The sequence below is a fragment of the Rothia sp. 11254D007BW genome (assembly GCF_053548195.1).
In genome coordinates, this window is record NZ_JBPWPK010000001.1 from 329,306 (window position 1) to 355,309 (window position 26,004).

Genomic DNA, 26,004 nt, shown 5'->3' on the forward strand with positions numbered 1-26,004 from the left:
GCTCCCGAATGGGGCTAAACTTTTGTGGTGCCCAAAAACCTTGAGGGCAGCCACAGAGGGAAGGGAAGATACGAGATGAACGACAGCCAGCTACCACTCTTCGGTGAAGGTTCCAACCCGCCTCTGCCCCCGGCCTACCCCGACCGCGCCGCCTGGGGAACCGCCCCCAAGCTCCGCGCCTGGCAGGCCGAGGCCATGACCAAGTATTTCACCGAGAACCCCCGCGACTTCATGGCCGTGGCAACCCCCGGTGCAGGTAAAACCACCTTCGCGCTCACCGTCGCCAAGGAACTCTTCAACCGCGGCACCATCAACCGCATGACCGTGGTTGCCCCCACCGACCACCTCAAACGCCAGTGGGCCGATGCTGCCGCCCGGGTTGGCATCTCCATCGACCCCAACTTCAAAAACTCCGACGGCACCATGGGACGCGGCTACCAGGGCGTCGCCCTCACCTACGCCCAGGTCGCCAACAAGCCCATGCTGCACCGGGCCCGTACCGAAAACGGTCGCACCCTGGTCATCATGGACGAAATCCACCACGCCGGCGACTCCCTCTCCTGGGGCGATGGCCTGCGAGAAGCCTTCGAACCGGCCACCCGCCGCCTGGCCCTGACCGGTACCCCCTTCCGCTCCGATACCGCTGCCATCCCCTTCGTCCAGTACGAGGAGGACGCCGACGGCATCCGCCGCTCAAAGTCCGACTACTCCTACGGCTACGGCCCTGCCCTCAAAGACCACGTCGTGCGCCCTGTCATCTTCATGGCATACTCGGGTCAGATGCGCTGGCGCACCTCCGCTGGCGAAGAAATGGCAGCCAACCTGGGGGAGGGCTTTACCAAGGACGTCACCGCCCAAGCCTGGCGCACCGCCCTCAACCCCGACGGCGAATGGATCCCCACCGTACTCGCTGCCGCCGACAAACGCCTCACCGAAGTACGCCGCACCGTTCCAGACGCCGGCGGCCTCGTCATCGCCACCGACCACGCCGACGCCCGCGCCTACGCCAAACAGCTCCAAAAAATCACCGGCGAAAAACCCGCCCTCATTCTCTCCGACGACAAAGAAGCCTCCAACAACATTGAAGAATTCTCCGCAGGTCTTGCCCGCTGGATGGTCGCCGTGCGCATGGTATCCGAAGGCGTGGACGTCCCCCGCCTAGCCGTCGGCGTCTACGCCACCTCAACCTCAACCCCCCTCTTCTTCGCCCAGGCCATCGGCCGATTCGTCCGCTCCCGAAAGCGCGGCGAAACCGCCTCGGTCTTCCTACCCTCCGTACCCCAGCTCATGATGCTGGCCAACGAAATGGAAACCGAACGCGACCACGCCCTCGACCGCAAGGGCGCAAATGATGAAGTAGTAGACCCCCTCAACGAAGGCCTAGACGACCACCTCATCGAAGAAGCTAACAAAGAAGAAGTCGCCAGCGACCAGCTCACCCGCGGCAAATTCGAAGCCATCGGCTCCCAGGCATCCTTCCACGGCGTCCTCTTCGACGGCGCCGAATTCGCCTCCGGCGGTCTTGAAATCGGTTCCGACGAAGAACAAGACTTCCTCGGCATCCCCGGCCTACTCGACGCCGACCAGGTAGGCACCCTGCTCCGCGCCCGCCAAAAAGACCACGCCTCCCGCCGACCGGCGTCCGCCGCCCCCCAGGTCGTCGACCACCGTCAGCTCAAAGACCTACGCAACAAGCTGGCCAAAAACGTGGCAGCCTGGGCAGCCCGCACCGGCAAACCCCACGGCTCTATCCACAATGAACTACGCCGAATCTGCGGCGGGCCCGCCGTTGCCCAGGCCTCAGCAGAACAGCTCCAGGCCCGCCTGGACAAGCTGCAGGACTGGTTCGTGGGGCGTAAGTAGGTACTCTTGCCTAGGGCCGATGGTTGTGGTGCCAGCAGGCACCCTTAAACGCCAGCCCCGAGCCAGCCTGCTAGCACCACAACCACCGGCCCCCGTAGAGTAAGCCCCGAGCCAGCCTGCTAGCACCACAACCACCAGCCGCCGTAGACCCAACCATGTGCCAGCCTGCTAGCACCACAAGCACAGCCACTAGAACATCAAATTTCCTGGGCTACAGCACCTCGGTGACCGTTACCCCGGCGTCCTCAAGCTCATCGCTCACCTCATCGAGGGCGTCCTCATCAACCGGGGCCGTCAAATCAAGCAGCACACGGGTCTCATAGCCAGCATCCACCGCATCCAGCGCAGTAGCCTTCACACAAAAATCGGTGGCAATGCCCACCACATCAACATCGGTAATATCGCGCTCAGCCAGCCAGTCATCCAGCGACACCTTGGGGGTATCATCCTGAGCCGGGGCACCGGCCTCGCGCTCGCCGGTCATCACAGAATCCTCGGGAGCCAGCAGCCCCTCAAAGCCCGAGTAAGCGGCCTCAAACTCGCCCTTGCGGAAGTAGGCCTCGATGTAGTCGGTATCGAGATCCTCATGCAGCTCGGCGCCGTGGCTCTCGGCCTTGCAGTGCACCGGCCAGGAGTCCTTGAAATCGGGGTTCTCAGAAAAATGGGTGCCGGGGTCAACGTGCCAGTCCTGGGTAGCCACAATTGCCTCGTAGTCGCCGTGGTGGTTCTCTACATATTCGCTAATGAGGGCAGCAACCTCTGCGCCACGCTCGGTAGCGAGCGAGCCGCCCTCGCAAAAGTCGTTCTGAACATCAACAATAATGAGTGCTTTTGACATCGTGTGATCCTTCTTCTTAAGAGACAAATTCTGTGGGAATGACCGGGTCGCCGGGGGAGAGACGGGTAGCGGCCACCGGCAGCTCCGTGAGGGAACGGGCATGACGCTCGGCAGCTCGGCGCACGCCCTCAGCCCCGGTAAAGCCGGGCTGGATCTGCCCGTCGACCACCAGGTCTACCATGAGGGGGCGGTCGTTGGAGTCAGCCGGAGCCTCAATATCAAGCCCCACCACTTCGGCTGTGGCGGTACCGGTGGTATCAAGACGGCGGACGGCGGTTTTCTTGCCGCCCACAGATGCCTTACCCGAGGACGCCTTAGCGACAGGCTCCATCACTCCCTGGGAGTTCTCACGCAGAACCACCTTATAAACCATGGAAGAGGTAGGAACCCCGGAGCCGGTGACCAGCTTGGTGCCCACCCCGTAGGCGTTGACGGGGGCGGCAGCTAAGGACGCGATAGCGTACTCGTCCAGGTCACTGGTCACGGTAATCTTGGTGCCGGTGTTGCCCAGGGCATCGAGCTGCTCGCGCACCTTCTGGGCCTGGGCAACCAGGTCACCAGAATCCAGGCGGACGGCACCCAGCTCCTTTCCTGCCAGCTCAACGGCCAGGTTCACTGCCTTTTCAACATCGTAGGTGTCGACCAGCAGGGTAGTGCCCACCCCCAGAGAGGCTAGCTGAGCTTCAAAAGCCTGGCGCTCGGAGTCATGCAGCAGGGTGAAGGCGTGGGCGCTGGTGCCGACGGTGTGGAGCCCGTAGCGGCGTCCTGCCTCAAGGTTCGAGGTGGCGGTAAAGCCGGCAATGACGGCGGCGCGGGCGGCAGATACAGCAGCCTGCTCATGGGCCCGGCGGGAGCCCATCTCAAGGCAGGGACGCTTGCCCGCGGCAACCGTCATACGGGAGGCCGCGGTAGCGACGGCAGAGTCAAAGTTAAGGATAGAGAGAATAAAGGTCTCTAGCAGGCAGGCCTCTGCAAAGGATGCCTCAACCTGCAAGACGGGGGAGTGAGGAAAGAAAACCTCACCCTCGGCATAGCCCCGGATAGAACCGGAAAAACGGAAGTTAGCAAGGTAATCCAGGGTCTGCTCATTGACCACCTTACGGGAGGCTAAAAACTCCAGCTCTTCGGTATCAAAGCGGAAGTTCTCCAGCCCCTCAAGCAACCTGCCGGTGCCTGCCAAGACACCGTAGCGGCGTCCGCCCGAAAGCCTGCGGGTGAAAACCTCGAAGACGGTGCGTCGGTGGGCAGCGCCAGAGGCTAGGGCAGCCTGCACCATGGTCAGCTCGTAGTGGTCGGTGAGGAGGGAAGTTTTTTGAGTCACGGGTATAACTTTATCCTTTGACCGTGCCCAAGCCCAGCCCTACCGCCGCGGTTCTGCTTGCCCCGAAAGTGAACGAGCTAGGGTACAGCGAAAGAAGAGCCCTATGATAGATAAGGTACAAATGACCTAAGGAGTACGCCCTATGCCTTCGGCTGCCTCAGCCACCGACACCCTGGCAGATCTTGAGCTCGATCTAGCCCTAGACGAGAGCACCCAGCTCAACCTGCCCTGGGCGGTCATTGTCTGGGATGACCCGGTTAACCTGATGAGCTTTGTGACCTATGTGCTGCGCACCCAGTTTGGCTACAGCACCGAAAAAGCCCACCAGCTTATGATGCAGGTACACACCGAAGGTAAGGCCACCGTCTTTAGCGGCTCCAAAGAAGAGGCCGAACGGCACACCACCGCCCTGCATACCTGGGGCCTGTGGGCAACCATCGAGCAGGCAGGTGCATAGTCTTATGGCTGAACCTTTTACCCCAACCTCCCGCGGAATTACCGCTCGCTTCACCCCTGAAGAGGTACAGGTGCTCACCCGCCTGTTTGAGGACGTCGCCCTGGCGTTGGAGCCGGAAGAAGACCCCAACGCCGACCCCCTGGCGGCCCTGGTGGGGATTTCTGAGACCGCTAGTGTTCCCAGTGACCCTGCTGTTGCCCGCATGTTGCCGGTGGCGAGCGACGACCCGGAAGTTGCCGACGAATACCGCCGCTTCACCGACCTTTCTCTACGCCGGGCCAAAATTGAACACCTCACCCAGGCCTCCATGGACCTGCAGGCCGGGGTTGTGCGGCTAGATACCGAGCGGGCTAATAGCTGGGCCGCTGCCCTCAACGATGTGCGCCTGACCCTGGGCACCCGCTTAGGAATCAACAGCGCTGAGGACGCCGACCGCATCGGCGAACACACCGACTGGGGCAGCGTAGAGAGCACCGAAGACTACATGGCCCTGCTCTACAACTTCGTTACCTGGCTGCAAGAAAGCCTCATGCAGAGCCTCCTACTGGGCTTGGACGACGCTGGGGCGGGGCCGTCCGCACCGTAAATAATCTTTCGTGACCGATTATGACGCCGCGCGCGGGCGCCGGGGCGTGATAGTCCACTCAAAAGCCGGTCGCTGCGATGGGCGCCCTACAGTTTTCTTCAACCTTTAGCTAATGTCAGGTGTGTAATGAGTGAAACCAACCCGAAACTCGTCACCCCCTGGGGTAGTCAGGTGCTTGCCGAACCCACTGCAAGTGCCCCCATCGGCGTGTTCGATTCGGGAGTGGGCGGCCTGACCGTTGCCCGCGCCATCATGGATCAGCTACCGCACGAGTCGGTGATTTACGTGGGCGACACCGCCCACGGTCCCTACGGCCCCCTGACCATCGCCCAGGTACGAGCCCACGCCCTGAGCATCATGGATGAGCTGGTGGACTCCGGGGTCAAGCTCCTCGTCATCGCCTGCAACACGGCGTCGGCCGCTGTACTGAGGGACGCCCGCGAGCGCTACACCCGCAAGTACGGTATTCAGGTGGTTGAGGTGATCCAGCCCGCCGCCCGCCGAGCAGTGGCTGCAACCCGCAACCGAAAAATCGGCGTCATCGCCACCGAAGCTACCGTGACCTCCCGGGCCTATGAAGACACCTTCTCGGTCATGAGCGACCTTGAAATCTACTCTGTGGCCTGCCCGCGCTTCGTAGAGTTCGTTGAAAAGGGCATTACCAGCGGCCCTGAGCTCCTTGAGACTGCCGAAGAATACCTGGCTCCTCTCAAGGAGGCCGGGGTCGATACGCTGGTGCTGGGCTGCACCCACTACCCCCTGCTCACCGGCGTCATCTCCTACATCATGGGGGACGACGTTACCCTCGTGTCGTCCTCGGAAGAGTCGGCTAAGGACGTCTATAAGGCCCTGCTGCGAGCTGGCCTAGAGCGCCCTGCCGTCCTGCCGCCCTCCCACGAATTCCTGGCCACCGGCGAAACCGAAACCTTCGAGCACTTAGCTCGCCGCTTCCTGGGCCCCGAGGTCGCCAAGGTGCGCCACACCAACTCGGTGGCAGAACGATTCCCCACCGGCTCCCTAGCCGTCGTTCCCCCTGAACTCATCGCCCAGACTGTTACCACCCCGCGCATTACCATCACCACAGACACTCCCTAACCCACAGACACACACAGAAGAAGGAAGGCCACTGATGCGATTGACCGTCATAGGCTGTACCGGTTCTTTCCCCGGGCCCAACGCAGCGGCCAGCTGCTACATGGTCTCGACCATTGATGACCTGGGAAAGACCTGGCGCATTATCGTTGATATGGGCAATGGCGCCCTAGGCACCCTTCAGTCCCACATCAACCTCGAAGATATCGACGCCATCCTGATTTCTCACCTGCACCCCGATCACTGCATCGATCTCTCAGGGCTGCACGTAGCGGTCAAGTGGAACCCCAACGGCTGGTCTAAGGGACCCATTCCCCTCTACGGGCCCAGCGATATTCACCAGTACCTGGTCAACACCCACGGCCTGCCCATCGAACCGGGCATGCACACCGAGTTCGAGTTCCACGAATGGAATAACCACGCCGAGGTCAAAATCGGCCCCTTCACAGTGACCCCGCACGTAGTCGTACACCCCACCAAGGAGCCCTACGCCCTACGCATCGAGTGCGAAACCGGTGAAGGCAAGACCGTGCTCACCTACTCCGGCGACACCGACTCCTGCATCGGCTTGATTGAAGCAGCCCGCGAGGCAGACCTTTTCCTCTGCGAAGCGGCCTACCAGGAGGGCCGCGATGACGCCCTGCGCGGCATCCACCTGACCGGCAAACGTGCCGGTGAAGCGGCAGCCGAGGCGGGCGTCCGCAACCTGCTGCTCACCCACCTGCCCATCTGGAACGACCCCGCTATTGCCCTGGCCGAAGCCAAGAGCGTTTTTGACGGGCCGATATCGGTGGCTGAGGCTTCGGCGACTTACCGGGTCAACCCCCGCCGTAGCCCCGAGGAATACGCCAGTAACCCGCAGACCACCACCCTGAACGTTATTAGCCGCCACCAGGGGAGCTAGCTGCCGCCCCTGCCCACAAGTAGCCAACGCAGACAACACGGGTGCAGAAAAGCGCCCGTGTTTTTGTGCGCCCCGGGCAACAGACGCTAGGCTGAAACCATGACAGAAAACATGGCAGCACCCACCCTGCGCGGCGACGGCCGCACCCCCGACCAGCTCCGCCCCATCACCGTCACTCGCGGTTGGTCAAAGAACGCCGAAGGTTCGGCCCTGATCGAATTCGGCAACACCCGGGTGCTCTGCACCGCCTCACTGACCGAGGGCGTGCCCCGCTGGCTCAAGGGCCAGGGCACCGGCTGGGTCACCGCAGAATACGCCATGCTGCCGCGCGCCACCAACACCCGTAACACCCGTGAATCGGTCAAGGGCAAGATTGGCGGCCGCACCCACGAGATTTCTCGACTGATTGGCCGCTCTCTGCGCGCCGTCATCGACACCGCTGAACTGGGCGAGAACACCATCGTGCTCGACTGCGATGTGCTCCAGGCGGACGGCGGCACCCGCACCGCCGCTATCACCGGCGCCTACATCGCCCTGGCCGACGCCATCAAGTGGGCCCAGACCCAGGGCATTATCCCGGCCAAGGCTAAGCCCCTCACCGGCTCTGTTGCCGCAATTTCTGTGGGCATCATCGACGGCATTCCCATGCTTGATCTACCCTACGAAGAGGACGTGCGCGCCGAGACCGACATGAACGTGGTCGTCACCGGCGAAGGCAAGTTCATTGAGGTTCAGGGAACCGCAGAGGGCGCCCCCTTCGACCGCGACGAACTGAACTCCCTGCTTGACTTGGCCCTGCTCGGTACCGCGCAGCTAGCCCAGATCCAGCGCGAAGCCCTGGAGGACTAATGCCCGCCAAAATCGTTCTTGCCACCCACAACCAGGGGAAACTGCGCGAGTTCCGCGAGATGCTGCGCGGCGCTATCGAGGGGCTGGACGTTGACACCGAGGTGATCGACGCCGGTGCAGCAGGTGCCCCCGACGTGGTTGAAGACGGCGTTACTTTTGCCCAGAACTCCCTCTTGAAGGCCCGCGCGGTAGCTGCGGCTACCGGCCTGATTGCCATTGCCGACGACTCAGGCCTGTCGGTCGACGTGCTGGGCGGTGCACCCGGTATTTTCAGCGCCCGCTGGGCCGGCCAGCACGGAGACGATGAAGCCAACCTCAACCTGCTCTTAGCGCAGCTTTCAGACATCGCCGATGAACACCGCCGCGCCCGCTTCGTCTGCGCCGCCTCGATGGTTACCCCCGAAGGTGTAGAGGCTGTGGAAGAGGGGGAGCTTGCCGGAACCCTGTTGCGCGAGCCCCGCGGTGAGGGCGGGTTCGGCTATGACCCGATTCTGGCAGCCGACGGTTTCACCGGCGAATACGCTGGCCTCTCCTGCGCCCAGGTGCCCGCCGATGTCAAGAATGCCATCAGCCACCGGAGCCAGGCCCTAGCCAAGCTTCTTCCCCACCTACAGGCCGCCCTGGCCCAGTAACAATCCTGTACGAGGTACCCTATGGCAGCGCACCTTACACTCATTGAACAGATGAAGGCTCTTCCCGTGGTCACGGCGGTGATGGAGCAAGCCGGTTTGAACATTCCCCGCGACCGCTGGGACATCCGGACCACCGGCTCTGCCCACATCATCGTCAACATGGAGGCGGAGCTGAGTGTGCGTATCGCCAAAACCCAGCAAACCGGGCACCTGGTAGCCCGCCGCACCGAGATCCTGCGGCGGCTACCCCAGGACCTTCCCTTTGCGGTACCCCGACCCATCACCCGGGTTATCACCCGGAACGGCTTCACCGCTGTAGGGCTAACCTGGATTAAGGGGGAGCCTCGCCTGCAAGGTTCGGCCCCGCCCAAGCAGCTTGCCACCCTGGTCAAAGCTATCCACTCGGTAGATTTCAGCGGCTACGGGCCCTACCTCGACATGGTGCACGAGCACTGGGGCGGACGCGATAACTGGGAGGTGCTCCTGCGCGAGCAGGTCGTACCCCAGCTGCTCACCGGCGCCCAGAAGGTAGCCCACGCAGCCATAGACCGGGTACTGGCCCTGGAACCCGCTTCACCGGTTCTCGTCCACGGGGATTTAGCCGGCCACAATATTCTCTGGAACGGCGACAAACTGGTCGGCGTTATTGACTGGGACCACGCCTCTGTAGGGGACGCAGCCGTTGACCACGCCGCCCTGGGCAACTTCTACGGCTGGGACTCCCTGGCCAAGGCACTGGACGATACCCAGCTGGAACGCGCCAAAATAGTGGCCCGCCTGCTACCGCTGCAGTCCCTGGCATACACCATGCGCAATGGCATGGGCGGAGCTATCCAACGCCTGGCCGTGGAACGCGCTGACGAATGGTACCTGGACCACCGCACAGAGGTGCTTGCAGCTTAGGAACCCTAGCGAAAGAAGGGCAGGCAGGCTCACGCTCACTGCCGACCCTCTCGCTGGTTCGCTAGCGCTCACAAGCGATTCACGCCAGCCCCGCAGCCAGCAGTTTCGCTGCGAGCCTGCCTGCCCTTACCTACACCCCAAGCTGCTTGAACCAGGCTACCTCAACCAGGTTCAGGGCTTCTGTGGCGTCGGTAGCAGGGGCGAGGTCTGCTGGGAAAGCAGTGTCGCCCCAGAGCGCTCCGAGCAGGGAGCCGACCAGAGCCCCGATTGAATCTGAATCGCCGGTGACTGCAATTGCCGCGCCCAGGGCTTCCCTCACTGCCTGCTGCTGGTTCAGCTTCTCCGCAGCGACGTCCGCCTCTGCCCGCAGAGCTAAGAAGAGGGCGTAGCCGAGCACATCGGGGGCCACCAGGAGTTCGCCGAAGTGGGGGCAGGCGTCCGCCACCTGCGCTTCTTGCTGAGCCAGGCGGACGGCGGTGCCCAGCGCCGTGCGGGTGAGTGCGGCATCGCCGGGTAGGGCCTGGCTTTTTTCCACCGTACCTAGCCAGTTCAGCACCTGCTGGGTGCAGGCTTCAAGCACATCGGGGCGGGGAGCCTGCGCGGTACCCTGGCTGGTGCTGCCCAGCAGGTAGCGAATGAGCAGGGCGTAGGCGCTCGCAGAGATGATGGCCTCGGGGTGGCCGTGGGTGAGGGCCGCGGCGTGGGCGGATAGCTTGATGACGGTAGCGTCATCGGCCACCGGCAGGTAACCGAAGGGGGCAGAGCGCATGAGCGCCCCGGTGCCCAGGGCCTGCGGGTTGATGTTTTTAGAGATAAACTGCATTTCCCCTGTGGCAAGGGCTGCCAGGGTGGCCTTGCCCGGGCCCCGCTGCTGGCGCATCACCTGAAGCGCATCGAGGGGGCGGGGAAGGGAATAGGGGGCGGTCTCGGGTGCCGGGTGGCCGGTGCCGGTGTACCAGCGCAGGTAGGCTAGCCAGATGCAGGCCAGCTCGTCGGCTGCCTGGCCCTCGTTGTTCCACTCCAGTACCTCGGTGAGCCCGTCGAGGGTTGCCAGGGTGAGCTGGGTGTCGTCTGAAACCAGCAGGGGTTCCCGGGCGATAGCCGCGATAAGGTCGGCTCCTGTACGCCCACCCCAGCGCTCAGTAATCTGGTCTGCGGTGCTGGTCTCTAGGGGGTAGCCCAGGGCATCCCCCAGGGCGGTACCCAGTAGGGAGCCGCGCAGGGCCGACCGGTAGGCGGGGGAGAGGGCATCGGGGGCAGGAAAAACAGAAGTCATGCTCCCTATTCTAAAGCGGGGTAAGAGCGGGACCACTAAACTGGTGGTATGCGTATCTTGCACACCTCAGACTGGCACCTGGGCCGCACCTTTCACGGTACCTCCCTGCACTCCTATGCCGAGCAGCTGCTCGATGAGCTGGTGAACCTGGTTCAGGAACAGGGTATTGACGTGGTGCTGATCAGCGGGGACGTCTATGATCAGGCCCAGCCCCGCACCGAGACCGTGCAACTTTTTGACCGTACCCTGACCCGCCTGGTGCAGGCCGGGGCGCAGGTGGTAGCAACTAGTGGTAATCATGACTCGGCTATTCGCCTGGGCTTTGGCTCTTCTTTGCTGAGCGTTGCGGGTGTGCACCTGGTGACCTCGCAAACCCAGGTGGGCCAGCCCGTCCTGCTGTCCGCCGGGGGCGTTGAGGTGGCCTTTTACGGCATACCCTACCTAGAGCCGCGCCCGATTGCTGCCCGCTGGGGCACCGAGGCCAGCCACGCGAGCGTGCTGGCTGAAGCTATGAGGAGGGTAGAAGAGGACGCCGCCACCCGCCAGGTTGCCGCCACGGTGGTTCTTGCCCACTGCTTTGCCACGGGTTCAGAGCCTTCAGAGTCAGAACGCGATATCTCGGTGGGCGGGGTACAGCAGGTGCCGGTGAGCACTTTTGCCGCTGCCAGCTATACAGCCCTGGGGCATCTGCACGGGCGGCAGAAGGTTGCCGATACCGTCAGGTATTCCGGCTCTCTGTTGGCCTATTCTTTCAGCGAGCAAAACCACCGTAAGGGGGCCTGGATCATCGATGTAGCCCCTGACGGCGCTATTGAGGTGAACGAACATACCTGGCAGACCCACCTTGTGCTCAAAACCCTCAAAGGCACTCTCGACGAGGTGCTTGCCGAAAGCACCGTGGCGGCCTACGGCCGGGCTTTTGTCAGTATTACCCTGACCGACGCTGAGCGCCCAGCCGCTGCCCTCGATAGGCTCAAAGCCCACTACGAGCATGTCCAGGAACTTTTCTTCGCCCCCGAAGGCGCTGAGAGAAGCCAAGAGCACAGCTACCGCCGCACCCGCGAGAGTCAGAGCGTTCAGGCTATCTGCGAGTCCTTCTACGAGCATGTGCGCGGTCGTGCCCTCAACGAGGCTGAAGCCACCTATCTCACCGACGTCCTAGACCAGGCCCGCACCAGGGGAGCGAGCGACTAAATGCGAATTCACCGACTAGAACTGACCGCCTACGGCCCCTTCCCGGGAACCGTCACCATCGACTTTGACGACCTCAACCGAGAGGGCATCTTCCTGCTCAACGGCCCTACCGGTTCGGGCAAGTCATCTATTCTCGATGCCATCTGCTACGCCCTTTACGGCTCCACCTCATCGGGGCGCACCGACCTGAAATCCCGTTTCGCTGACCCCCATGTGCAGCCCCGGGTGCTGCTGGACTGCACCATCGGCACCGACCGCTACCGGATCGACCGTAGCCCGGCCTATGAGCGCCCCAAGAAACGCGGTGAGGGCACTACCACCGAGCAGGCCAAAACCCTGATTGAGAAGTTTGATACCGCCACCGGCAGCTGGGAACCAGACCCGGCCATCACCCGCCACAAAGACGCCGGTGATTTCATGCTCTCTGTACTGGGCCTCAACGCCCAACAGTTTAACCAGGTCATGCTGCTGCCCCAGGGGCAGTTCCAGCGTTTCCTGGTCGCTACCTCCGGGGAACGGGAGCAGCTGCTCAAGCAGCTCTTTGGCACCGAGGACTTCGAGAAGGTACAGGACCTACTGCACAGATATGCCAAGGACGCCGCCGCGGCAGCCGAGGCCGCCCAGCAGGATTTGCGGGTGCTAGAGCAGCGGGCAGAACGTGCCGAGCAGGCAGCCCGGGCCGACCAGGCACAACGGGCCCTGGGGCAAGAGGTAAACGAAGACACCGAAAGCTCTTCCACCCCCGAAGACTCCGCGCCCGCCCCTGTAGCGGACCTTCCCGACCACCTGCGCCAGGTACTCAGCCAGCTAGCAGATCTCATTCAGAGTCTAGAAGAGCGGCGGGACAAAACTGCCCACGACCTCGAAACACTGGCAAACGAGCACACCGAAACCGCCCAGCTGCAAAAAGACTGGGCCACCTATCTCAAGCTCACCCAGGAACAGGAAATCCTGGCAAACGAGGAGAGCCAGATAGCTGCCAGCCGCACCCGCCTCGAAGAGCACAGGGTAGCTGCTGAGATTCTGCCTCGGGTAACAGCGGCTGAACAGGCAGCAACCGCCTATCGGCAGGCAGCAGAGCGGGCAGAAACCCACCTGGACAGTACCCGCAGGCTCCTGGCGTCCGCCCGGGAAAACCTCACCGAAACCGCCCTCGAATACGACCTACTCACGCAAGCCCAGGTCGCCCTCGAAACCACCCTCACCGACGCGGCCAGCCAGCAGCTGAGCGAACTCACCAGCGCCCACATCGACCAGCTCACCCGCTACCAGCAGGCAGAAAAAGACATCGCCAACCTGGCCGCTCAGGCACAGGCCAGTACCAGCAACCTCCAGGGTCTGATCGTCCGCCGCACCCAGCTCACCCAGGCCCTGGCAGAAGCCCAGCAGAGCCTCACCCAGCAGCGCCAGGACTACGAGAAAACCGAGCAGGCTACCGCCCGCGAAGAAGCTGCCCGCGCCCTGCTGGCCCAGGCTCGCGACCGGGTCACCGCCGCCGACCGCCTCACCCAGGCCCGCACCAACCTAGAAGCCGCCCAGCGGGCCTCCCAAGGGGCCGAAGAAAGCCGACGGAAGGCGTCCGCCCAAGCCGAAACCTTACAGCGCCAGCGCTTTGACGCCGCAGCCCAGATCCTGGCCGAAACCCTCACCGACGGCCAACCCTGTAGCGTCTGCGGCTCTACAGACCACCCCGCCCCCGCCAGCTACGACCAAAACACACCACCCGTCACAGAAGAAGCCCTCACCCGCGCCAAGCACCAGCGCGACGCGGCAGAAGCAAAAGCCCAGCAGGCGCTCGCCGCCCTGAGCTCAGCCCAGAGCACCCTCGACCAGTTGGTAGAGCAGGGCACCCCTGAACCCGAAGAAGCCCGGGCAGCTCTGACCTCTGCCCAGGAGAGCCTCAACCAGGCCCAGGCTGAGGTCGCCCACCGCAAAGCCCTCGCCCAACGCATCTCCACCGCCGAAGAAACCCTTGAGACCAGCCGGGCAGACCTGGCCGAAGCCGAACGCCAGCACACGAGCGAAGAAGCCAAACTGCACCAGCTCACCGCTCAGAGAGAAAGCCTTGAAGCCGAGCTGGCACCCCACCGACAGGGCCCAGGCCTAGCCGACCGTATCGCCACCCTCAACCGGCTGACCAGGCAGCTGCCCACCCTGCTCGCCGCCTACGCCGATCGGGAGCGGCAGGCCCAAGCCCAGACGTCCGCCCAGGAAGAACTGAACAAGGCCCTACAAGAAGCCCAGTTCAAGGACGCCCAGCAGGTAAAAGCCCAGCTACTCACCAAGGCCCAGGCCAGCCAGCTAGAGCAACAGATCACCACCCACCGCGACCGCACCCTGGCAGTCACAGCCCAGCTCACTAGCCCTGCTCTGGCAGCTATCGCCCAGCTCCAGGCGGACGGCGGCCAACCACCTGCCCCCGAACAACTAGCCCAGCTCAAGGCAGCAATCGCCCAGCTCAGCGCCCAGCGCGATAGCTACATTAGCCACGCTACCCGCCTCACCGGTGCTCGCGAGGAGCTGCACGAGGTGCTGAGCCTGCTCGAAGCGACCCTAGAAAAGAGCCGCCTGCTACTCGAAGACGCCCATCTCAAACGCGAGCTCGCAGCGACCGCCACAGCGGCCCCTGGCAGCGATAACCGCTTGCACATGACGCTGACGTCCTACGTGCTGGCCTACCAGCTCGCCGAGGTAGCCGAGGCAGCCAGTGAGCACCTCGAAAAAATGACCCACGGCCGCTACCGCCTGGAACACACCGACCGGGCAGAGGGGCGCAACAAGAAATCCGGCCTGGCTATCGACATCTTCGATGCCTGGCACAACGCCAGCCGCCGCCCCGAAAGCCTCTCGGGCGGTGAAACCTTCATGGCATCCCTGGCCCTGGCACTGGGGCTTGCCGACGTCGTGCAGCAGGCCAATGGCGGTATCGACATCGACACCCTCTTCGTTGACGAAGGCTTCGGCTCTCTCGACGATGAAACCCTCGAAGAGGTCATGACCACCATCGACTCCCTGCGCGAGCGGGGGAGAGTCATCGGCCTTATCTCGCATGTGGCCGAGATGAAGAACCGCATTAACAAGCACATCGTCCTTACAAGCTCGCCCCAGGGCTCATCCCTGGTCGCAGATGCAGGAGCAGCGTGAGCCCCCACCGTAACCCCAAGAATCGTAGCTCTTCTCCCCGCACGGGGCTGGGCTACCGGCGCGACCGCCAGTGGCCCAGTGGCTCCGACCTGCGGAATAACCTGCGAGAGAGCGTCACTCGCCTGCGCATTTCAACCGAGTATGCCCGCACCCGTATTCGCGACCTGCTGCTGGCCCACGGCCGGCGCTTCCTCTTCTTCTCCCTGCTCATGCGCCTGCCCGCGGCTATGGTGATGCTGGCGGTGATGATGATGCTGGCCGTGCAGAATAATGAGGCCACCCTCGGCGGGTACGCCGCCGGTACGGTGGGACTGAGTGCGGCTCTCATGGTGCCGGTCTATCGGTCGATTTCTGAGCGCTGGGGCCAGCGAAGAATATTTTTTGCCGTTACAGTGCTCAATATTCTGGCCCTGATGTGGCTGATGCTGGAGTCCCTGCACTTTGCTGAGACCAGTAGCGGGTCTATTGGCCGGTTCCTCGCAGCCTGCGCGGTGACGGGAGTGACCACCGTGCCGCTGGGGGCGGTGATGCGAAGCTACTGGAGCGCCGAGTACCTCACCACCAAGGACCGCCGTAAGCTCAACGCGTCCATTTCGCTTGAAACCATGTTCGACGTCATCGCCCTACCGGCCGGTGCCGTTATTGCCGGTATGACCACGGTCTTTTTGACGGCCCAGTCGGCCCTCTTCGCGGTGATTGTGCTCGATGTGCTGGGCCTGCTCATGCTACTGTGGCGCCCGGAAAACCTGCCGGTTGAGACCCGAGATGTCAGCGGGGGCAACCGCCGCAAGCCCCTGCGCGGCGTAAGCCGCTCCCTACTCTGGATACCCCAGCTGGGCACCATCTGCTTGGGACTATCCCTGGGCGCAACCCAGGCAGCTATCGTGGCCTACGCTATTTCGACTGACCAGATGGGCGTGACCGGCTTCCTGATCGCCCTGCTCGGTCTGTGCGCGGTTATCTCTGCCCTGTTTGTGCTCTTTGACCGCCTGCCTATGTTCGGGTGGGGGGCCTGGCTGGTGAGCGGGGTGTGCCTGACCCTTACCGCCATGACCCTGTCGCTGCCCACCTCAGCTGTGGGCATGGTGATTCCTCTGATTAGCGTGGGTCTTGCCTACGGTATTTGCCTGGTCACCATGGACTCGGTAGCCACCAGCCTCTCGGTGCGCAAAAACCTCGACCTCGCTCTTTCTACCCTGCAGGCATGTTCCCTGGGTGGTATCGCGGTAGGGTTCGTGTGGGCAGCCGATCTGAGCGGCTCCTACAGTTACCAGGTGGCCCTGATTATTCCTCTCATCGCCGCTGCGATGTACTTCTGCCTGGGGCATCTCTACGGGTTCTTGTGGCGTCGCACCTACGAGGAGCGTCTGGCGCTACTGCCCTAGCGCCGCACCCTCATCACTCCAAACACAAGGGGCCCTACCGTCAACTGACGGTAGGGCCCCTTGGCATAGGCTGAGGGGGGCGGACGCCCTCGCGGCTAGTGGCCGCGCTTGATCCAGTTCTCGAGTTCGGGGGCTTCTAGGCCGATGCCGGTGGAGTCCCCGTGGCCGGTGAGCACAGCGGTGGATTCGGGCAGGGTTAAGAGCTTGGTTGAGATTGACTCGATGATGGTCTCGAAGCTGGAGAAGGAGCGGCCGGTGGCGCCGGGCCCTCCGTTGAACAGGGTATCACCCGAGAAGAGCACGCCCTCTGAGTTCTCCCAGGAGAGGGTGGGGGCGTAGAAGCAGACGGAGCCGGGGGAGTGGCCCGGGGTTGCCAGGACGTTCAGCTCGGTGGAGCCGACGGTAATGGTATCGCCCTCTGCCAGGTCTTTGTCGAAGTCCCAGGAGGGGTAGACCATCTCCCAGAGCGGACGGTCTGCCGGGTTGAGGTAGACCGGGGCGTCGAATCGGTCGGCGGCTTCCTTAGCTGAGCGGATGTGGTCGTCGTGGGCGTGGGTCAGCAGGATTTTCTCAACGGTTCGCCCTGCAACCTTGGCCGAAATCTTATCGACGTCGTGGGCGGGGTCGATAATGACCACGGAAGTTTCGTTGCCGATAATCCAGACGTTGTTATCGACGTCCCAGGTTCCCCCGTCCAGGGAAAAGGTGCCGGAGGTGATAACTCGTTCAATGCGTTCTGTCATGGTGATAACTCCTAGAGCTCAACGACCGAGCGGAGGACCTTACCGGTCTTCATGGTTTCGAAAGCCTCGTTGACCTGGTCAAGGCTGATGCGTTCTGAGACGAAGCCGTCCAGGTCGAGGTTGCCCAGCTGGTAGTGCTGCACGAACATGGGGAAGTCGCGGGAGGGCAGGGTATCGCCGTACCAGGCTGACTTGATGGAGCCGCCGCGCCCGAAGACCTCATCGAGGGGGGCCTGCCAGGTGGTACCTGGTGCGGGTACGCCTACCAGAACGACGCGTCCGGCCAGGTCACGGGCCTCGAAGGCCTGCTTGAAAGTGGCTTCAACGCCCACAGCGTCAATAACCAGGTCGGCACCGAAGCCGTCGGTGAGCTCCTTGATAGCGGCTACCGGGTCCTGGTTTTTAGAGTTGATCACATGGGTGGCGCCGTGCTCCTTGGCTCGGGCCAGCTTTTCGTCGTCAATATCAACGGCGATGATGGTGGTTGCCCCGCCCAGCTTGGCGCCGGCAACAGCGGCAGTACCTACGCCGCCGCAGCCGATGACGGCAACTGACTCGCCGCGGGCTACTTCACCGGTGTTGAGCACAGCGCCCAGACCGGCGGTGACGCCGCAGCCCAGCAGGCCGATAGCGGCATACTGGTCTTCGGTCAGCTCAGCCTCAATCTTGGTGCACTGGCCGGCTGCCACCAGGGTCTTCTCGGCAAAGGAGCCGATACCCAGAGCGGGGGAGAGCTCGGTGCCGTCCTCCAGGGTCATCTTCTGGGTGGCGTTGTGGGTGGCGAAGCAGTACTGGGGCTTGCCCTTTTTACAGGCCCGGCACTCGCCGCAGACAGCCCGCCAGTTGAGAATGACCAGGTCGCCGGGGGCAACGTTGGTGACGCCCTCGCCCACCGCCTCGACGATACCGGCTGACTCGTGGCCCAGCAGGTAGGGGTAGTCGTTGCCGACCCCGCCCTGGACGTAGTGGTGGTCGGTCTGGCAGACACCGCAGGTGAGCACCTTCACCAGGGCCTCGCCCTTGATGGGGTTGGGCACATTGATGGTAACAACTTCAACGGGCTGATCCTTGGCCAGAGAGACGACGGCCTTGACCTTGTGCATGGGGCTCCTTCGATAGCGGGAGGGGAAAAATATCGGCAGGTAGCTACCTGCTGCTACTCTCTACGCTACCGTGTGGTCCGGCTCGCTGCCAGCTCGTGAGACCGCATGACGGGCCATGAAGTCAGCGGATGCCCGACGGGCTTGCCCGCTGGTCAGGGCACTAATATGGTCGCGGCCAGCTAGCTCCAGATAGGCGGACGCCGGGTGCGGCAGGGTAGCTGCAAGGGCAGGGAACCCGGTGGCTAGGGTATCGTCGCTGCCGGCAAAGAGGAGGGTGGGGCAGGCAGGTAGTTTGTTCGGTGTGAAAGGCTCAACCGGCTGGGCTGTAAAAGCGGCCAGCGCAGCGCGGGGCAGGGGGCTGGTATCGAGGACGGCTTCGAGCCCCTCTGGAATGGAGGTGCCGGGGGCGGCGGAAGGCGCCGATAGATAGGACTGCACCTCATCGAGGTGGGTTGCTAGGGGCAGGCCTCCGAGCGTCAGGCTCTGTACCAGGTGCGGGGAGCTGAGCGCTACCTGCCAGCAGATGCGGGCGCCCAGAGAATAGCCCAGCAGATGAACCGGTGTATCTACATCTGCCAGAGCCCGGGCAAGGGCTGTGCCCAGGGAAGTCACTAGCCCTTCTTGCTGCCAGGTGACGGCTATCTGCCCGCTAGACTTTCCTGCCCCTTCGTGCCCCGCTTCTTCGAGCCGGTGATAGGGCAGGGTGACCAGATGGACATCTGCCCCTGCCCGCTGCAACTGCCGCACCCAACCGGTCCGTTCCCAGGTCACCTCGGGGATGGAGGCAAAACCGTGCACCGCCACCACCTGCTGGCCCTCAAGAAGCCGGGGCGGAGCGTCCGCCCCAGCAACGGGGGCACAGTAAATCTCGACCGAAAGACAGGGCTCGCACATAGGGCCTACTCGGAGTCCTTCTTCTCCTGCTTCTCGGCCATCTGCTGGAAATCAACACCGTTATGGGCCAGGCGAATCTTGCGGCCCTCTTCGATGAGGTTTTCCTTCTTCTCCTGCTGCTTGATCGCCATGGTGTCATCGCGAGGGGGCAGCTGAAGCTCGTCCTCGGCCTTGATGCCTGCCTGCAGCTCGCGACCGCGCTGAATCTCAGCGTCAATCTGGGCGCCGAGCAGCAGCACATTGTTCATGATCCAGATGAACAGCAGCATCACGATAACGCCACCGATCAGGCCGTAAGTGGCATTGTAGGAGCCGAAGTTCGAGACGTAGAAGGTGAAGCCCAGAGCAGCAATAGCCATCACGACCAGGGCAATAGCGGCGCCGGGGGTGAGGAAGCGGAACTTGGGCTGCTTGACGTTGGGGGTGGCGAAGTAGAGCAGGCTAATGAGCACAACGGCCAGCACCAGCATGATGGGGTAGCGCAGCCACATCCATACGCCGATGAAGCCGCCGAGTTCGATAGCGGGCACGGCGTTTTGCAGGGTGGTCAGCACGTCTTCAGAGGAAAGCAGTACCAGCATCATGGCAACAACAATCAGTACCATGGCGGCGGTGACCAGCAGGTTGAAGGGGCGCAGCTTCCAGATGGGGCGACCCTCTACTACACCATAGATCTTGTTCATGGCACGGCCGAAGGCGCCGATGTAGCCCGAGGCAGTCCAGAGGGCACCGACCACACCGGTCACCAGGGCCAGACCTGCGGCGTCTGAGCTGGTGAGCTGGGTGATGGGCTCTTCCAGAAGGGTCAGCATTTCAGCCGGGGCGTAGTCTTCAAGGAAGTTGAGAATCGCGTTGGTGGTCTGCTGGCCCTGCCCAAAGACACCCAGCAGGGAGACCACAGCCAGTAGGCCGGGGAAGATAGAGAGCACCGTGAAGTAGGTCAGGGCGGCGGCCAGATCGGTGCAGCCGTCGTTGGTGAATTCGCTCAGGGCGCGCTTGAAGATGTACTTCCAGCTAGAGCCGCTCATATCTGAGAGCTTGGCGGGCTTGGGAGCCTCTTTGTGGGCCTCCTCTGTAACCGCCCGGCTAATGGTTTGTTCTTTGAGAGCCATAGTGTCGTCCTTTGGGCATGCGGTGATTTAATCAGTAAACATCTTATCAGTAGCATGATAAACCTTTGAGCTGGCTGAGCGTCTGCTTCGTGATAAAACAGTAGCTGCCCCGGCGCATGATGCCGGGGCAGCTATGAGACAGGGTAGCCCACACGGTAGTGGGCGGACGCCGGTGGGCTAGTTATCGATACCCAGCACCTTGGCGGTGTGGGCAAAGAGCTCGTCAGCCAGGTCGTGGTTGTCGTTGAGCTTGACGCCGTAGCCGGGTACCAGTTCCTTGATGCGGGGCTCCCACTGGTTCATCTTGGAGGGGAAGCAACGGGCCAGCAGGGTCAGCATGATGGGGGCGGCGGTTGAGGCGCCGGGGGAGGCACCGAGCAGGGCCGCGATGGAGCCGTCGCCCGATGCAATGAGTTCGGTGCCGAACTGCAGCACGCCGCCCTTCTTGGCGTCCTTCTTAATAACCTGCACACGCTGGCCAGCGGTGATGAGCTCCCATTCGTCAGCTACCGCGGTGGGGTAGTACTCGCGCAGAGAAGCTACACGCTCGTCACGGTTCTTGAGCAGTTCACCGATGAGGTACTTGGTGAGATCTACGTTGTCCAGACCCGCGCGAATCATGGGGACCAGGTTGTCCGGACGCAGGGAGAGGGGCAGATCGAGCAGGGAGCCCTGCTTGAGGAAGTTGGTCTTAAAGCCAGCGTAGGGGCCAAAGAGCAGGGAGCGCTTGCCGTTCACGTAGCGGGTGTCGAGGTGGGGCACAGACATGGGCGGGGCACCCACCGAAGCCTGGCCGTAGACCTTGGCATTGTGCTTGAGAGCGGTTTCTTCATTGGTATTGCGGAAGAAGAGGCCCGAGACGGGGAAGCCGCCGAAGCCCTTGCCTTCCTTAATACCTGACTTCTGCAGCAGGTTGAGGGCACCGCCACCGGCACCCAGGAAGACAAACTTGGCACGAATGGTCTGGCTGTGCTCGGAGTTCAGGCGGTTCTTAACCTTGACCAGCCAGCTGCCGTCACTCTGCTGCTCGAGGTTGGTGACCTGCTGGCCGTACTGGACGGTGACGCCCTGCTCTACCAGGTAGTCCACCATCTGCTGGGTGAGGTTGCCGAAGTCTACGTCGGTACCCTCGGGTGACCAGGTGGCGGCAATCTTCTGGTTGGGGTCGCGGCCCTCAACGGCCAGGGGGGCCCACTGGCGAATCTGGTCAAAATCGGTAGAGAACTTCATGCGCTCAAAGAGCTTCTGGTTCTCGAAGGCCTCAAAACGCTTGCCCAGGTAGCGCACGTGGTCTTCACCGAAGACCAGGGACATGTGGGGCACCGGGTTGATGAAGCTGGCGTCCTTAATTTTGCCCTCTTCAACCAGGGAGGCCCAGAGCTGGCGGGAAACCTGGAACTGCTCGTTAATACCCAGTGCCTTGGCCGGGTCTACGGTGCCGTCGGGGCCTGCCGGGGCGTAGTTGAGTTCGCAGAGCGCTGAGTGGCCGGTACCAGCATTGTTCCAGGGGTTAGATGACTCCTGGGCTACCTGATCCAGACGCTCCAGCAGGGTGATATTCCAGGTGGGCTCTACTTCCTTGAGTAGGACGCCCAGGGTTGCGCTCATAATACCGCCGCCCACTAGGACGACATCGGTCTGTACTTCGTTTGCCACGTGATTGACACTCCGTCACTCTAAGACTGTGGTGCCCGACGCTGGACACCGGCTGGGGTGGAGCCGCTCGGCCCCGTTCTCATCTTTAGCGTAGTACAGATAGGGCGACCTACCTAACACGTACGGTTCTTTGACGCACTTTTGCGGACGCCCGCGGTGGGCTAGTCGTCGATGTGCACGGTGGAGAAATCATCGATGCAGGTGGCGCTCACCGTGTAGGTGCGCACCCTCTGGCCCTGGGTAACGCCCGATACAGGGTAGGCCAGAGGAATTGCAGATAGCAGGTTGGCTACCTGGTTATTGATGTCCTTGTAGGCTTCCCGCCATTCGGCGATATCGGTGCGGGTATCAGCCTCGTTGATAGCCTGGCGGATACTGGCGTAGCTGGCAGTAGCCTTGGTCGGTTCGGTAGCTGCTGCTGTGGAAGTGGGGGAGGGGCTGGCACTGGCGCTTGCGCTCGGGCTGGGTTCGCTGATGGTGGTGGGGGCGGACGCTGCCGGCGTCAGTACATGCCCTAGAAAGGTGGTGGGGTCGCGGAAAGCCCCGATAAAGCCGGTCAGTTCTAACCCGTAGTCGGGGTGGGCGGTGGGTACGTCCTCGGTACCGGCGTCCGACCAGCGGTAGGGCTTGGGCACAATATTGAAGCCTGCCTCGACCAGGTTGGCCGAGATGAGCGAGTAGATACCTTCGGGTGAGGGCAGGGACGGCAGTGACAGGTTGACCGGGTAGTAGAAATCAATGGCCTGATTGGCGTAGGTGCTGGCCCTGAGAAGTTCTTTGGCGCGGGTGAGGTTATAGGTGTAGACCTGCTCCATGTCCTCTTTCTTCATCTGGAAGAGGGCGGGGATGAAGTCGGGGGCGGTATTGGTGCCCTGGGGGTAATAGGTCTCGACGATGGCAGCCCGGTCGATGGAGCGGGCTAGTGCCTGACGAACCCGGGCATCGTCGAAGGCAGGGTGGGAGAGGTTGATGCCGATATAAGCAATTGCGTAGGGGTCGCGGGACTGTACGGCGTAACCGTCAAGGGCCAGGGGGACGTAGTCTTTGAGGGCTACCTGGTCGTAGGCGTCAATGCTGCCTTCGAGCAGGTTGTAGTAGCGCTTTTCGGCATCGGGAATGGTAAGGAACTCGATGGTGCCGAGATCGGCGGGCTCGCCCCGGTAGGAACTGTTACGGGTGAGGACGGCGGTACCGCCATCCCAGGAACTCAGCGTAAAGGCTCCGGTTCCTATGGGGGAGCCGGTGAGGTAGCCGTCCGCCCCGATACTGCTGGGTAGAACAACCCCGTAGGCTGGCTGGCTCAGGGCCTTGAGAAAACTGCGAGAAGGTCGGCTGAGAACGATGTCAAGGCTAGTATCTGTAGGTGCCGACCAGGCGGTCACCAGGGGCTTAATCTCGTTGCCGTCTGCGGCTTTAGCGCTGCCAAAGAGCTGATGAAAAGGCTGAGTCATACGGGTGAGAGCAGTTTTTCCCAGAGTAGACCAACGCTCGATATTGGCCAGTACGCTACTGGCTGTCAACGGGGTGCCATCGCTAAAGGTGGCATTCTCAACCAGATTAAAGGTGTAGGTGAGACCGTCCTCGCTAGTCTCCCAGCTGGTTGCAAGAGAGGGGGCGGGCTCACCGGTGTTGACATCAGATCGAACTAGAGGTTCTAGAATTTGGGCGCTGATGCGGTGGCTTTCTACCCGGTAGGTCGCTGCCGGGTCAAGGGTGAGTACTTGCGCGCCCTGGGCAAAACGGAAGGTGGGGCCTGCACTCTCGGTGGCGGACGCGGACGCTGCGGGGTCGGCTTCAGTCGGGCTCGAACAGGCTGAAAGGGCTAGCCCAGCGGTAAGTATGGAACCATAGTGAAGCAGAGTGCGGCGAGACAGGGCTGATGCTGCCATAAGAGAATCCCCTTCGTTCTGAGGCACGTTGACCTAGACCTTACCGTCAGGTTTTAGCTATCAAAAAACCCGTCCAACCGTGGATAAACCGGGCTGAACGGGTGTTTCGTCTATGTGCGCGAGGAGGGACTTGAACCCTCACGCCGTAAGGCACAGGAACCTAAATCCTGCGTGTCTGCCAATTTCACCACTCGCGCATGCGGTGCTGTCAGCACAACAGTGTCTATGCTACAACACCTTGAGAGGTTTTGCTAAATACGGCCGTCGCGGTTAGGCATCGATGCCTAGATCTCGGCGCAGCTTTGCAACATGCCCCTTGGCCCGGACGTTGTATTGGGCGACCTCTATGATGCCCTTTTCATCGATGACGAGAGTGGAACGGATTAGACCTACGTAGGTCTTGCCATAGTTTTTCTTTTCGCCCCAGGCTCCGTAGGCTTCCGCAACCGCGTGGTCTTCATCAGAGAGCAGGGGGAAAGTGAGTTCCTGGTTCTCAGTGAAGGTATCGAGGGCCTTGACGCTATCGGGCGAGATGCCCAGGACGGCGTAGCCGTGCGAGGTGAGCGAGGCCAGATTATCTCTAAAGTCGCAGGCCTGGGTGGTGCACCCGGGGGTAGATGCCTTGGGGTAAAAGTAGATGATTACCTTCTGCCCCGCGTAGTCGGCCAGGGTGACAGTTCCACCTCCTGCAGCGGGCAGGGTGAACTGGGGTGCGGGGGTTCCCGGAGTAAGTCGTTCCACGGGCGTCCTTTCACATGGTGAACAGAATAGGGGTGCAACCCACCGGGCTGCGGCCTTGCCTCCAGCTTATCAGGGGCAAGGAGAGCTGATTTTTAGCGGAAAAACAGGGTTGTTCAACAATTACTCAGTGTACGGTGGATTGTGTCAAGCACCTGTCATGTCTAGGCATATAAGTGGTGAGTATGCTTATAATGGTGCTATGCCAGAAATTCGTAATTGGTCGATTAATCGACTCCTCTCAACTGCAGCGCGCATGCTGGAATACAGCTGGAACGATCAGCTGAAGTCACTTGGGCTCACTCACGCTGGCGTAACAGCTCTCGGTGTCATCGCCCGCGAAGGCATGATTTCACAGGTGAAAGTTGCCTCCCTCGTAGGTGTGCAGGCGCAGACCATGGGTAAAACCCTTGCTCGTCTTGAAGCGCACGGCCATGTATTTCGCACCAGGAACACCATAGATCGCCGTAGCTACCTTCTGGGTATCACCGAAGAGGGGCGGCGTGTGTTGGCTGAAGCGGAGAATATTGACCGCAAGCTGGGATCTGCCGGCGAGCTTTCAAACCCTGAATTTCGCGAAATGCTCATTCACATTATCGAAAGCCTCAATGAACACCATGGTGGTGGAGAGGTACTCGATGATGTTGCCGGTGAGCGCACCGCCCAGATTGGGGCTATCACTAAATCTTTAGCAGAGGCTCCGTCGGCAGAAGCCGACGTACCCGAGGCTAATGTCGCGGAGCCTATCGTTGAGCGCGTCAATACCGCTGTTATGGACGTTATTACGCCAGAGATGATTGCTGAGTACCGTAAATAGTGCTTCTGGGCCTCCTGTCGATACGGCGGGAGGTCTTCTGTATGGGCTGTACATATACGCTTTTTATGAAGGTGCTCACAAATACCCTTTTTGGCTTGCGCGCCTCAAAAAAGCTGCGTATAGTAGAACCCGTTGCTGAGACAGGTTCTCGGTCTGACAAGTAAATATGCGCCTCTAGCTCAATTGGCAGAGCAATTGACTCTTAATCAATGGGTTCTGGGTTCGAGTCCCAGGGGGCGCACAGCGTAAGAAGCCCGACCGGTTGTCCGGTCGGGCTTCTTTGTGTACTTATATATTTTTAGATGTAAAGATCCGCTATTTTGTGGAAGTGCTCACAAACACCCTTTTCAGCTTGCGCGCCTCAAAAAAGCTGCGTATAGTAGAACCCGTTGCTGAGACAGGTTCTCGGTCTGACAAGTAAATATGCGCCTCTAGCTCAATTGGCAGAGCAATTGACTCTTAATCAATGGGTTCTGGGTTCGAGTCCCAGGGGGCGCACAGCGTAAGAAGCCCGACCGGTTATCCGGTCGGGCTTCTTTTCATTTATCCTGGTTTGTCTGTGTCTATTTTTCAGGTGATGCCCAGTCTTTTGTATGCGGGCTTCACCA

The 26,004-nt window shown here is 61.8% G+C and carries 22 protein-coding genes and 3 tRNA genes; 14 read left to right on the top strand and 11 right to left on the bottom strand.

Annotated features, from left to right (window positions below; genetic code table 11):
- The first annotated feature begins 75 nt into the window (after nt 1-75).
- Nucleotides 76-1,863, top strand: coding sequence for a DEAD/DEAH box helicase (locus ACEE43_RS01480; protein ID WP_237234095.1), 1,788 nt, complete (start codon nt 76-78; stop codon nt 1,861-1,863).
- A 211-nt stretch (nt 1,864-2,074) separates the two neighbouring features.
- Here ACEE43_RS01480 and ACEE43_RS01485 read toward each other — a convergent pair whose 3' ends face one another.
- Both ACEE43_RS01485 and ACEE43_RS01490 read right to left on the bottom strand, forming a co-directional pair.
- Nucleotides 2,075-2,701, bottom strand: a complete 627-nt coding sequence (locus ACEE43_RS01485) for an isochorismatase family protein (protein WP_237199971.1) — start codon at nt 2,699-2,701, stop codon at nt 2,075-2,077.
- Nucleotides 2,702-2,717: 16 nt separating this feature from the next.
- Nucleotides 2,718-4,022 carry a nicotinate phosphoribosyltransferase gene (locus tag ACEE43_RS01490; protein WP_272878825.1) on the bottom strand — a complete coding sequence of 435 codons (1,305 nt, stop codon included), beginning with the start codon at nt 4,020-4,022 and terminating at the stop codon, nt 2,718-2,720.
- Nucleotides 4,023-4,164: 142 nt separating this feature from the next.
- On the opposite strand from ACEE43_RS01490, the gene clpS reads away from it, so the two are divergent.
- The 7 genes from clpS (at nt 4,165) to ACEE43_RS01525 (ending at nt 9,445) form a co-directional block, all read left to right on the top strand.
- Nucleotides 4,165-4,479, top strand: coding sequence for an ATP-dependent Clp protease adapter ClpS (clpS, locus tag ACEE43_RS01495; protein WP_135013391.1), 315 nt, complete (start codon nt 4,165-4,167; stop codon nt 4,477-4,479).
- A 4-nt stretch (nt 4,480-4,483) separates the two neighbouring features.
- Nucleotides 4,484-5,065 carry a DUF2017 domain-containing protein gene (locus ACEE43_RS01500; RefSeq protein ID WP_237185880.1) on the top strand — a complete coding sequence of 194 codons (582 nt, stop codon included), beginning with the start codon at nt 4,484-4,486 and terminating at the stop codon, nt 5,063-5,065.
- A gap of 126 nt (nt 5,066-5,191) precedes the next feature.
- Entirely contained in the window at nt 5,192-6,160 is a 969-nt protein-coding gene (murI, locus tag ACEE43_RS01505; RefSeq protein WP_449107996.1) for a glutamate racemase, read from the top strand.
- Between the two features lie 34 nt (nt 6,161-6,194).
- Entirely contained in the window at nt 6,195-7,061 is an 867-nt protein-coding gene (locus ACEE43_RS01510) for an MBL fold metallo-hydrolase (RefSeq protein WP_237211851.1), read from the top strand.
- 111 nt (nt 7,062-7,172) lie between these two features.
- The gene (rph, locus tag ACEE43_RS01515; protein WP_449107997.1) at nt 7,173-7,910 is read left to right on the top strand and encodes a ribonuclease PH; all 738 of its coding nucleotides are present in this window, start codon (nt 7,173-7,175) and stop codon (nt 7,908-7,910) included.
- Nucleotides 7,910-8,542, top strand: a complete 633-nt coding sequence (gene rdgB / locus ACEE43_RS01520; RefSeq protein ID WP_449107998.1) for an RdgB/HAM1 family non-canonical purine NTP pyrophosphatase — start codon at nt 7,910-7,912, stop codon at nt 8,540-8,542. The genes rph and rdgB overlap by 1 nt, the downstream gene beginning before the upstream one ends.
- 21 nt (nt 8,543-8,563) lie before the next feature.
- Entirely contained in the window at nt 8,564-9,445 is an 882-nt protein-coding gene (locus ACEE43_RS01525) for a phosphotransferase (protein ID WP_449107999.1), read from the top strand.
- A 130-nt stretch (nt 9,446-9,575) separates the two neighbouring features.
- Here the strand turns inward: ACEE43_RS01525 and ACEE43_RS01530 are convergent, their stop codons facing one another.
- On the bottom strand, nt 9,576-10,721 hold the full coding sequence (locus ACEE43_RS01530; protein WP_449108000.1) for an ADP-ribosylglycohydrolase family protein: 1,146 nt from the start codon (nt 10,719-10,721) through the stop codon (nt 9,576-9,578).
- Nucleotides 10,722-10,769: 48 nt separating this feature from the next.
- Here ACEE43_RS01530 and ACEE43_RS01535 point away from each other — a divergent pair, with 48 nt between their 5' ends.
- The 3 genes from ACEE43_RS01535 to ACEE43_RS01545 are packed head-to-tail and all read left to right on the top strand — an operon-like array spanning nt 10,770 to nt 16,444.
- A complete protein-coding gene (locus tag ACEE43_RS01535; RefSeq protein WP_449108001.1) occupies nt 10,770-11,915 on the top strand; it encodes an exonuclease SbcCD subunit D in 1,146 nt (381 codons plus the stop codon).
- Complete coding sequence (locus tag ACEE43_RS01540; RefSeq protein ID WP_449108002.1) at nt 11,916-15,059, top strand: AAA family ATPase; 3,144 nt, start codon at nt 11,916-11,918, stop codon at nt 15,057-15,059. It abuts the gene before it with no gap.
- On the top strand, nt 15,056-16,444 hold the full coding sequence (locus tag ACEE43_RS01545) for an MFS transporter (protein ID WP_449108003.1): 1,389 nt from the start codon (nt 15,056-15,058) through the stop codon (nt 16,442-16,444). The genes ACEE43_RS01540 and ACEE43_RS01545 overlap by 4 nt, the downstream gene beginning before the upstream one ends.
- Before the next feature lie 95 nt (nt 16,445-16,539).
- Here ACEE43_RS01545 and ACEE43_RS01550 read toward each other — a convergent pair whose 3' ends face one another.
- The 8 genes from ACEE43_RS01550 to bcp all read right to left on the bottom strand — a co-directional run bounded on the left by ACEE43_RS01550 (nt 16,540) and on the right by bcp (nt 24,582).
- Nucleotides 16,540-17,187 carry an MBL fold metallo-hydrolase gene (locus tag ACEE43_RS01550; RefSeq protein ID WP_449108004.1) on the bottom strand — a complete coding sequence of 216 codons (648 nt, stop codon included), beginning with the start codon at nt 17,185-17,187 and terminating at the stop codon, nt 16,540-16,542.
- An 11-nt stretch (nt 17,188-17,198) separates the two neighbouring features.
- Nucleotides 17,199-18,290, bottom strand: a complete 1,092-nt coding sequence (locus tag ACEE43_RS01555; protein ID WP_449108005.1) for an S-(hydroxymethyl)mycothiol dehydrogenase — start codon at nt 18,288-18,290, stop codon at nt 17,199-17,201.
- A gap of 60 nt (nt 18,291-18,350) precedes the next feature.
- Nucleotides 18,351-19,184 carry an alpha/beta fold hydrolase gene (locus tag ACEE43_RS01560; protein ID WP_449108006.1) on the bottom strand — a complete coding sequence of 278 codons (834 nt, stop codon included), beginning with the start codon at nt 19,182-19,184 and terminating at the stop codon, nt 18,351-18,353.
- A gap of 5 nt (nt 19,185-19,189) precedes the next feature.
- Nucleotides 19,190-20,296: a YihY/virulence factor BrkB family protein gene (locus tag ACEE43_RS01565; RefSeq protein ID WP_449108007.1), complete on the bottom strand. Its 1,107-nt coding sequence runs from the start codon at nt 20,294-20,296 to the stop codon at nt 19,190-19,192.
- A gap of 177 nt (nt 20,297-20,473) precedes the next feature.
- Nucleotides 20,474-21,952, bottom strand: coding sequence for a malate:quinone oxidoreductase (locus ACEE43_RS01570; protein ID WP_449108008.1), 1,479 nt, complete (start codon nt 21,950-21,952; stop codon nt 20,474-20,476).
- A gap of 161 nt (nt 21,953-22,113) precedes the next feature.
- A complete protein-coding gene (locus tag ACEE43_RS01575) occupies nt 22,114-23,841 on the bottom strand; it encodes an ABC transporter substrate-binding protein (RefSeq protein ID WP_449108009.1) in 1,728 nt (575 codons plus the stop codon).
- 115 nt (nt 23,842-23,956) lie between these two features.
- Nucleotides 23,957-24,038, bottom strand: a tRNA-Leu gene (locus ACEE43_RS01580).
- Between the two features lie 73 nt (nt 24,039-24,111).
- Nucleotides 24,112-24,582, bottom strand: coding sequence for a thioredoxin-dependent thiol peroxidase (gene bcp / locus ACEE43_RS01585; protein ID WP_185174486.1), 471 nt, complete (start codon nt 24,580-24,582; stop codon nt 24,112-24,114).
- Between the two features lie 199 nt (nt 24,583-24,781).
- Between bcp and ACEE43_RS01590 the strand changes: the two genes are divergently transcribed.
- The 3 genes from ACEE43_RS01590 (at nt 24,782) to ACEE43_RS01600 (ending at nt 25,894) form a co-directional block, all read left to right on the top strand.
- A complete protein-coding gene (locus ACEE43_RS01590; RefSeq protein WP_237194255.1) occupies nt 24,782-25,396 on the top strand; it encodes a MarR family winged helix-turn-helix transcriptional regulator in 615 nt (204 codons plus the stop codon).
- Between the two features lie 168 nt (nt 25,397-25,564).
- Nucleotides 25,565-25,637 (top strand) — tRNA-Lys (locus ACEE43_RS01595).
- Between the two features lie 184 nt (nt 25,638-25,821).
- A tRNA-Lys gene (locus ACEE43_RS01600) sits at nt 25,822-25,894 on the top strand.
- Nucleotides 25,895-26,004 lie beyond the last annotated feature (110 nt).

Excerpts from the sequence above, each read along its gene's own strand:
- ACEE43_RS01480 (WP_237234095.1), top strand. The coding sequence starts at position 76 with ATGAACGACAGCCAGCTACCACTCTTCGGTGAAGGTTCCAACCCGCCT.
- ACEE43_RS01485 (WP_237199971.1), bottom strand. The coding sequence starts at position 2,701 with ATGTCAAAAGCACTCATTATTGTTGATGTTCAGAACGACTTTTGCGAG.
- clpS (WP_135013391.1), top strand. The coding sequence starts at position 4,165 with ATGCCTTCGGCTGCCTCAGCCACCGACACCCTGGCAGATCTTGAGCTC.
- ACEE43_RS01500 (WP_237185880.1), top strand. The coding sequence starts at position 4,484 with ATGGCTGAACCTTTTACCCCAACCTCCCGCGGAATTACCGCTCGCTTC.
- murI (WP_449107996.1), top strand. The coding sequence starts at position 5,192 with ATGAGTGAAACCAACCCGAAACTCGTCACCCCCTGGGGTAGTCAGGTG.
- ACEE43_RS01510 (WP_237211851.1), top strand. The coding sequence starts at position 6,195 with ATGCGATTGACCGTCATAGGCTGTACCGGTTCTTTCCCCGGGCCCAAC.
- rph (WP_449107997.1), top strand. The coding sequence starts at position 7,173 with ATGGCAGCACCCACCCTGCGCGGCGACGGCCGCACCCCCGACCAGCTC.
- rdgB (WP_449107998.1), top strand. The coding sequence starts at position 7,910 with ATGCCCGCCAAAATCGTTCTTGCCACCCACAACCAGGGGAAACTGCGC.
- ACEE43_RS01525 (WP_449107999.1), top strand. The coding sequence starts at position 8,564 with ATGGCAGCGCACCTTACACTCATTGAACAGATGAAGGCTCTTCCCGTG.
- ACEE43_RS01530 (WP_449108000.1), bottom strand. The coding sequence starts at position 10,721 with ATGACTTCTGTTTTTCCTGCCCCCGATGCCCTCTCCCCCGCCTACCGG.
- ACEE43_RS01535 (WP_449108001.1), top strand. The coding sequence starts at position 10,770 with ATGCGTATCTTGCACACCTCAGACTGGCACCTGGGCCGCACCTTTCAC.
- ACEE43_RS01540 (WP_449108002.1), top strand. The coding sequence starts at position 11,916 with ATGCGAATTCACCGACTAGAACTGACCGCCTACGGCCCCTTCCCGGGA.
- ACEE43_RS01550 (WP_449108004.1), bottom strand. The coding sequence starts at position 17,187 with ATGACAGAACGCATTGAACGAGTTATCACCTCCGGCACCTTTTCCCTG.
- ACEE43_RS01555 (WP_449108005.1), bottom strand. The coding sequence starts at position 18,290 with ATGCACAAGGTCAAGGCCGTCGTCTCTCTGGCCAAGGATCAGCCCGTT.
- ACEE43_RS01560 (WP_449108006.1), bottom strand. The coding sequence starts at position 19,184 with ATGTGCGAGCCCTGTCTTTCGGTCGAGATTTACTGTGCCCCCGTTGCT.
- ACEE43_RS01565 (WP_449108007.1), bottom strand. The coding sequence starts at position 20,296 with ATGGCTCTCAAAGAACAAACCATTAGCCGGGCGGTTACAGAGGAGGCC.
- ACEE43_RS01575 (WP_449108009.1), bottom strand. The coding sequence starts at position 23,841 with ATGGCAGCATCAGCCCTGTCTCGCCGCACTCTGCTTCACTATGGTTCC.
- ACEE43_RS01590 (WP_237194255.1), top strand. The coding sequence starts at position 24,782 with ATGCCAGAAATTCGTAATTGGTCGATTAATCGACTCCTCTCAACTGCA.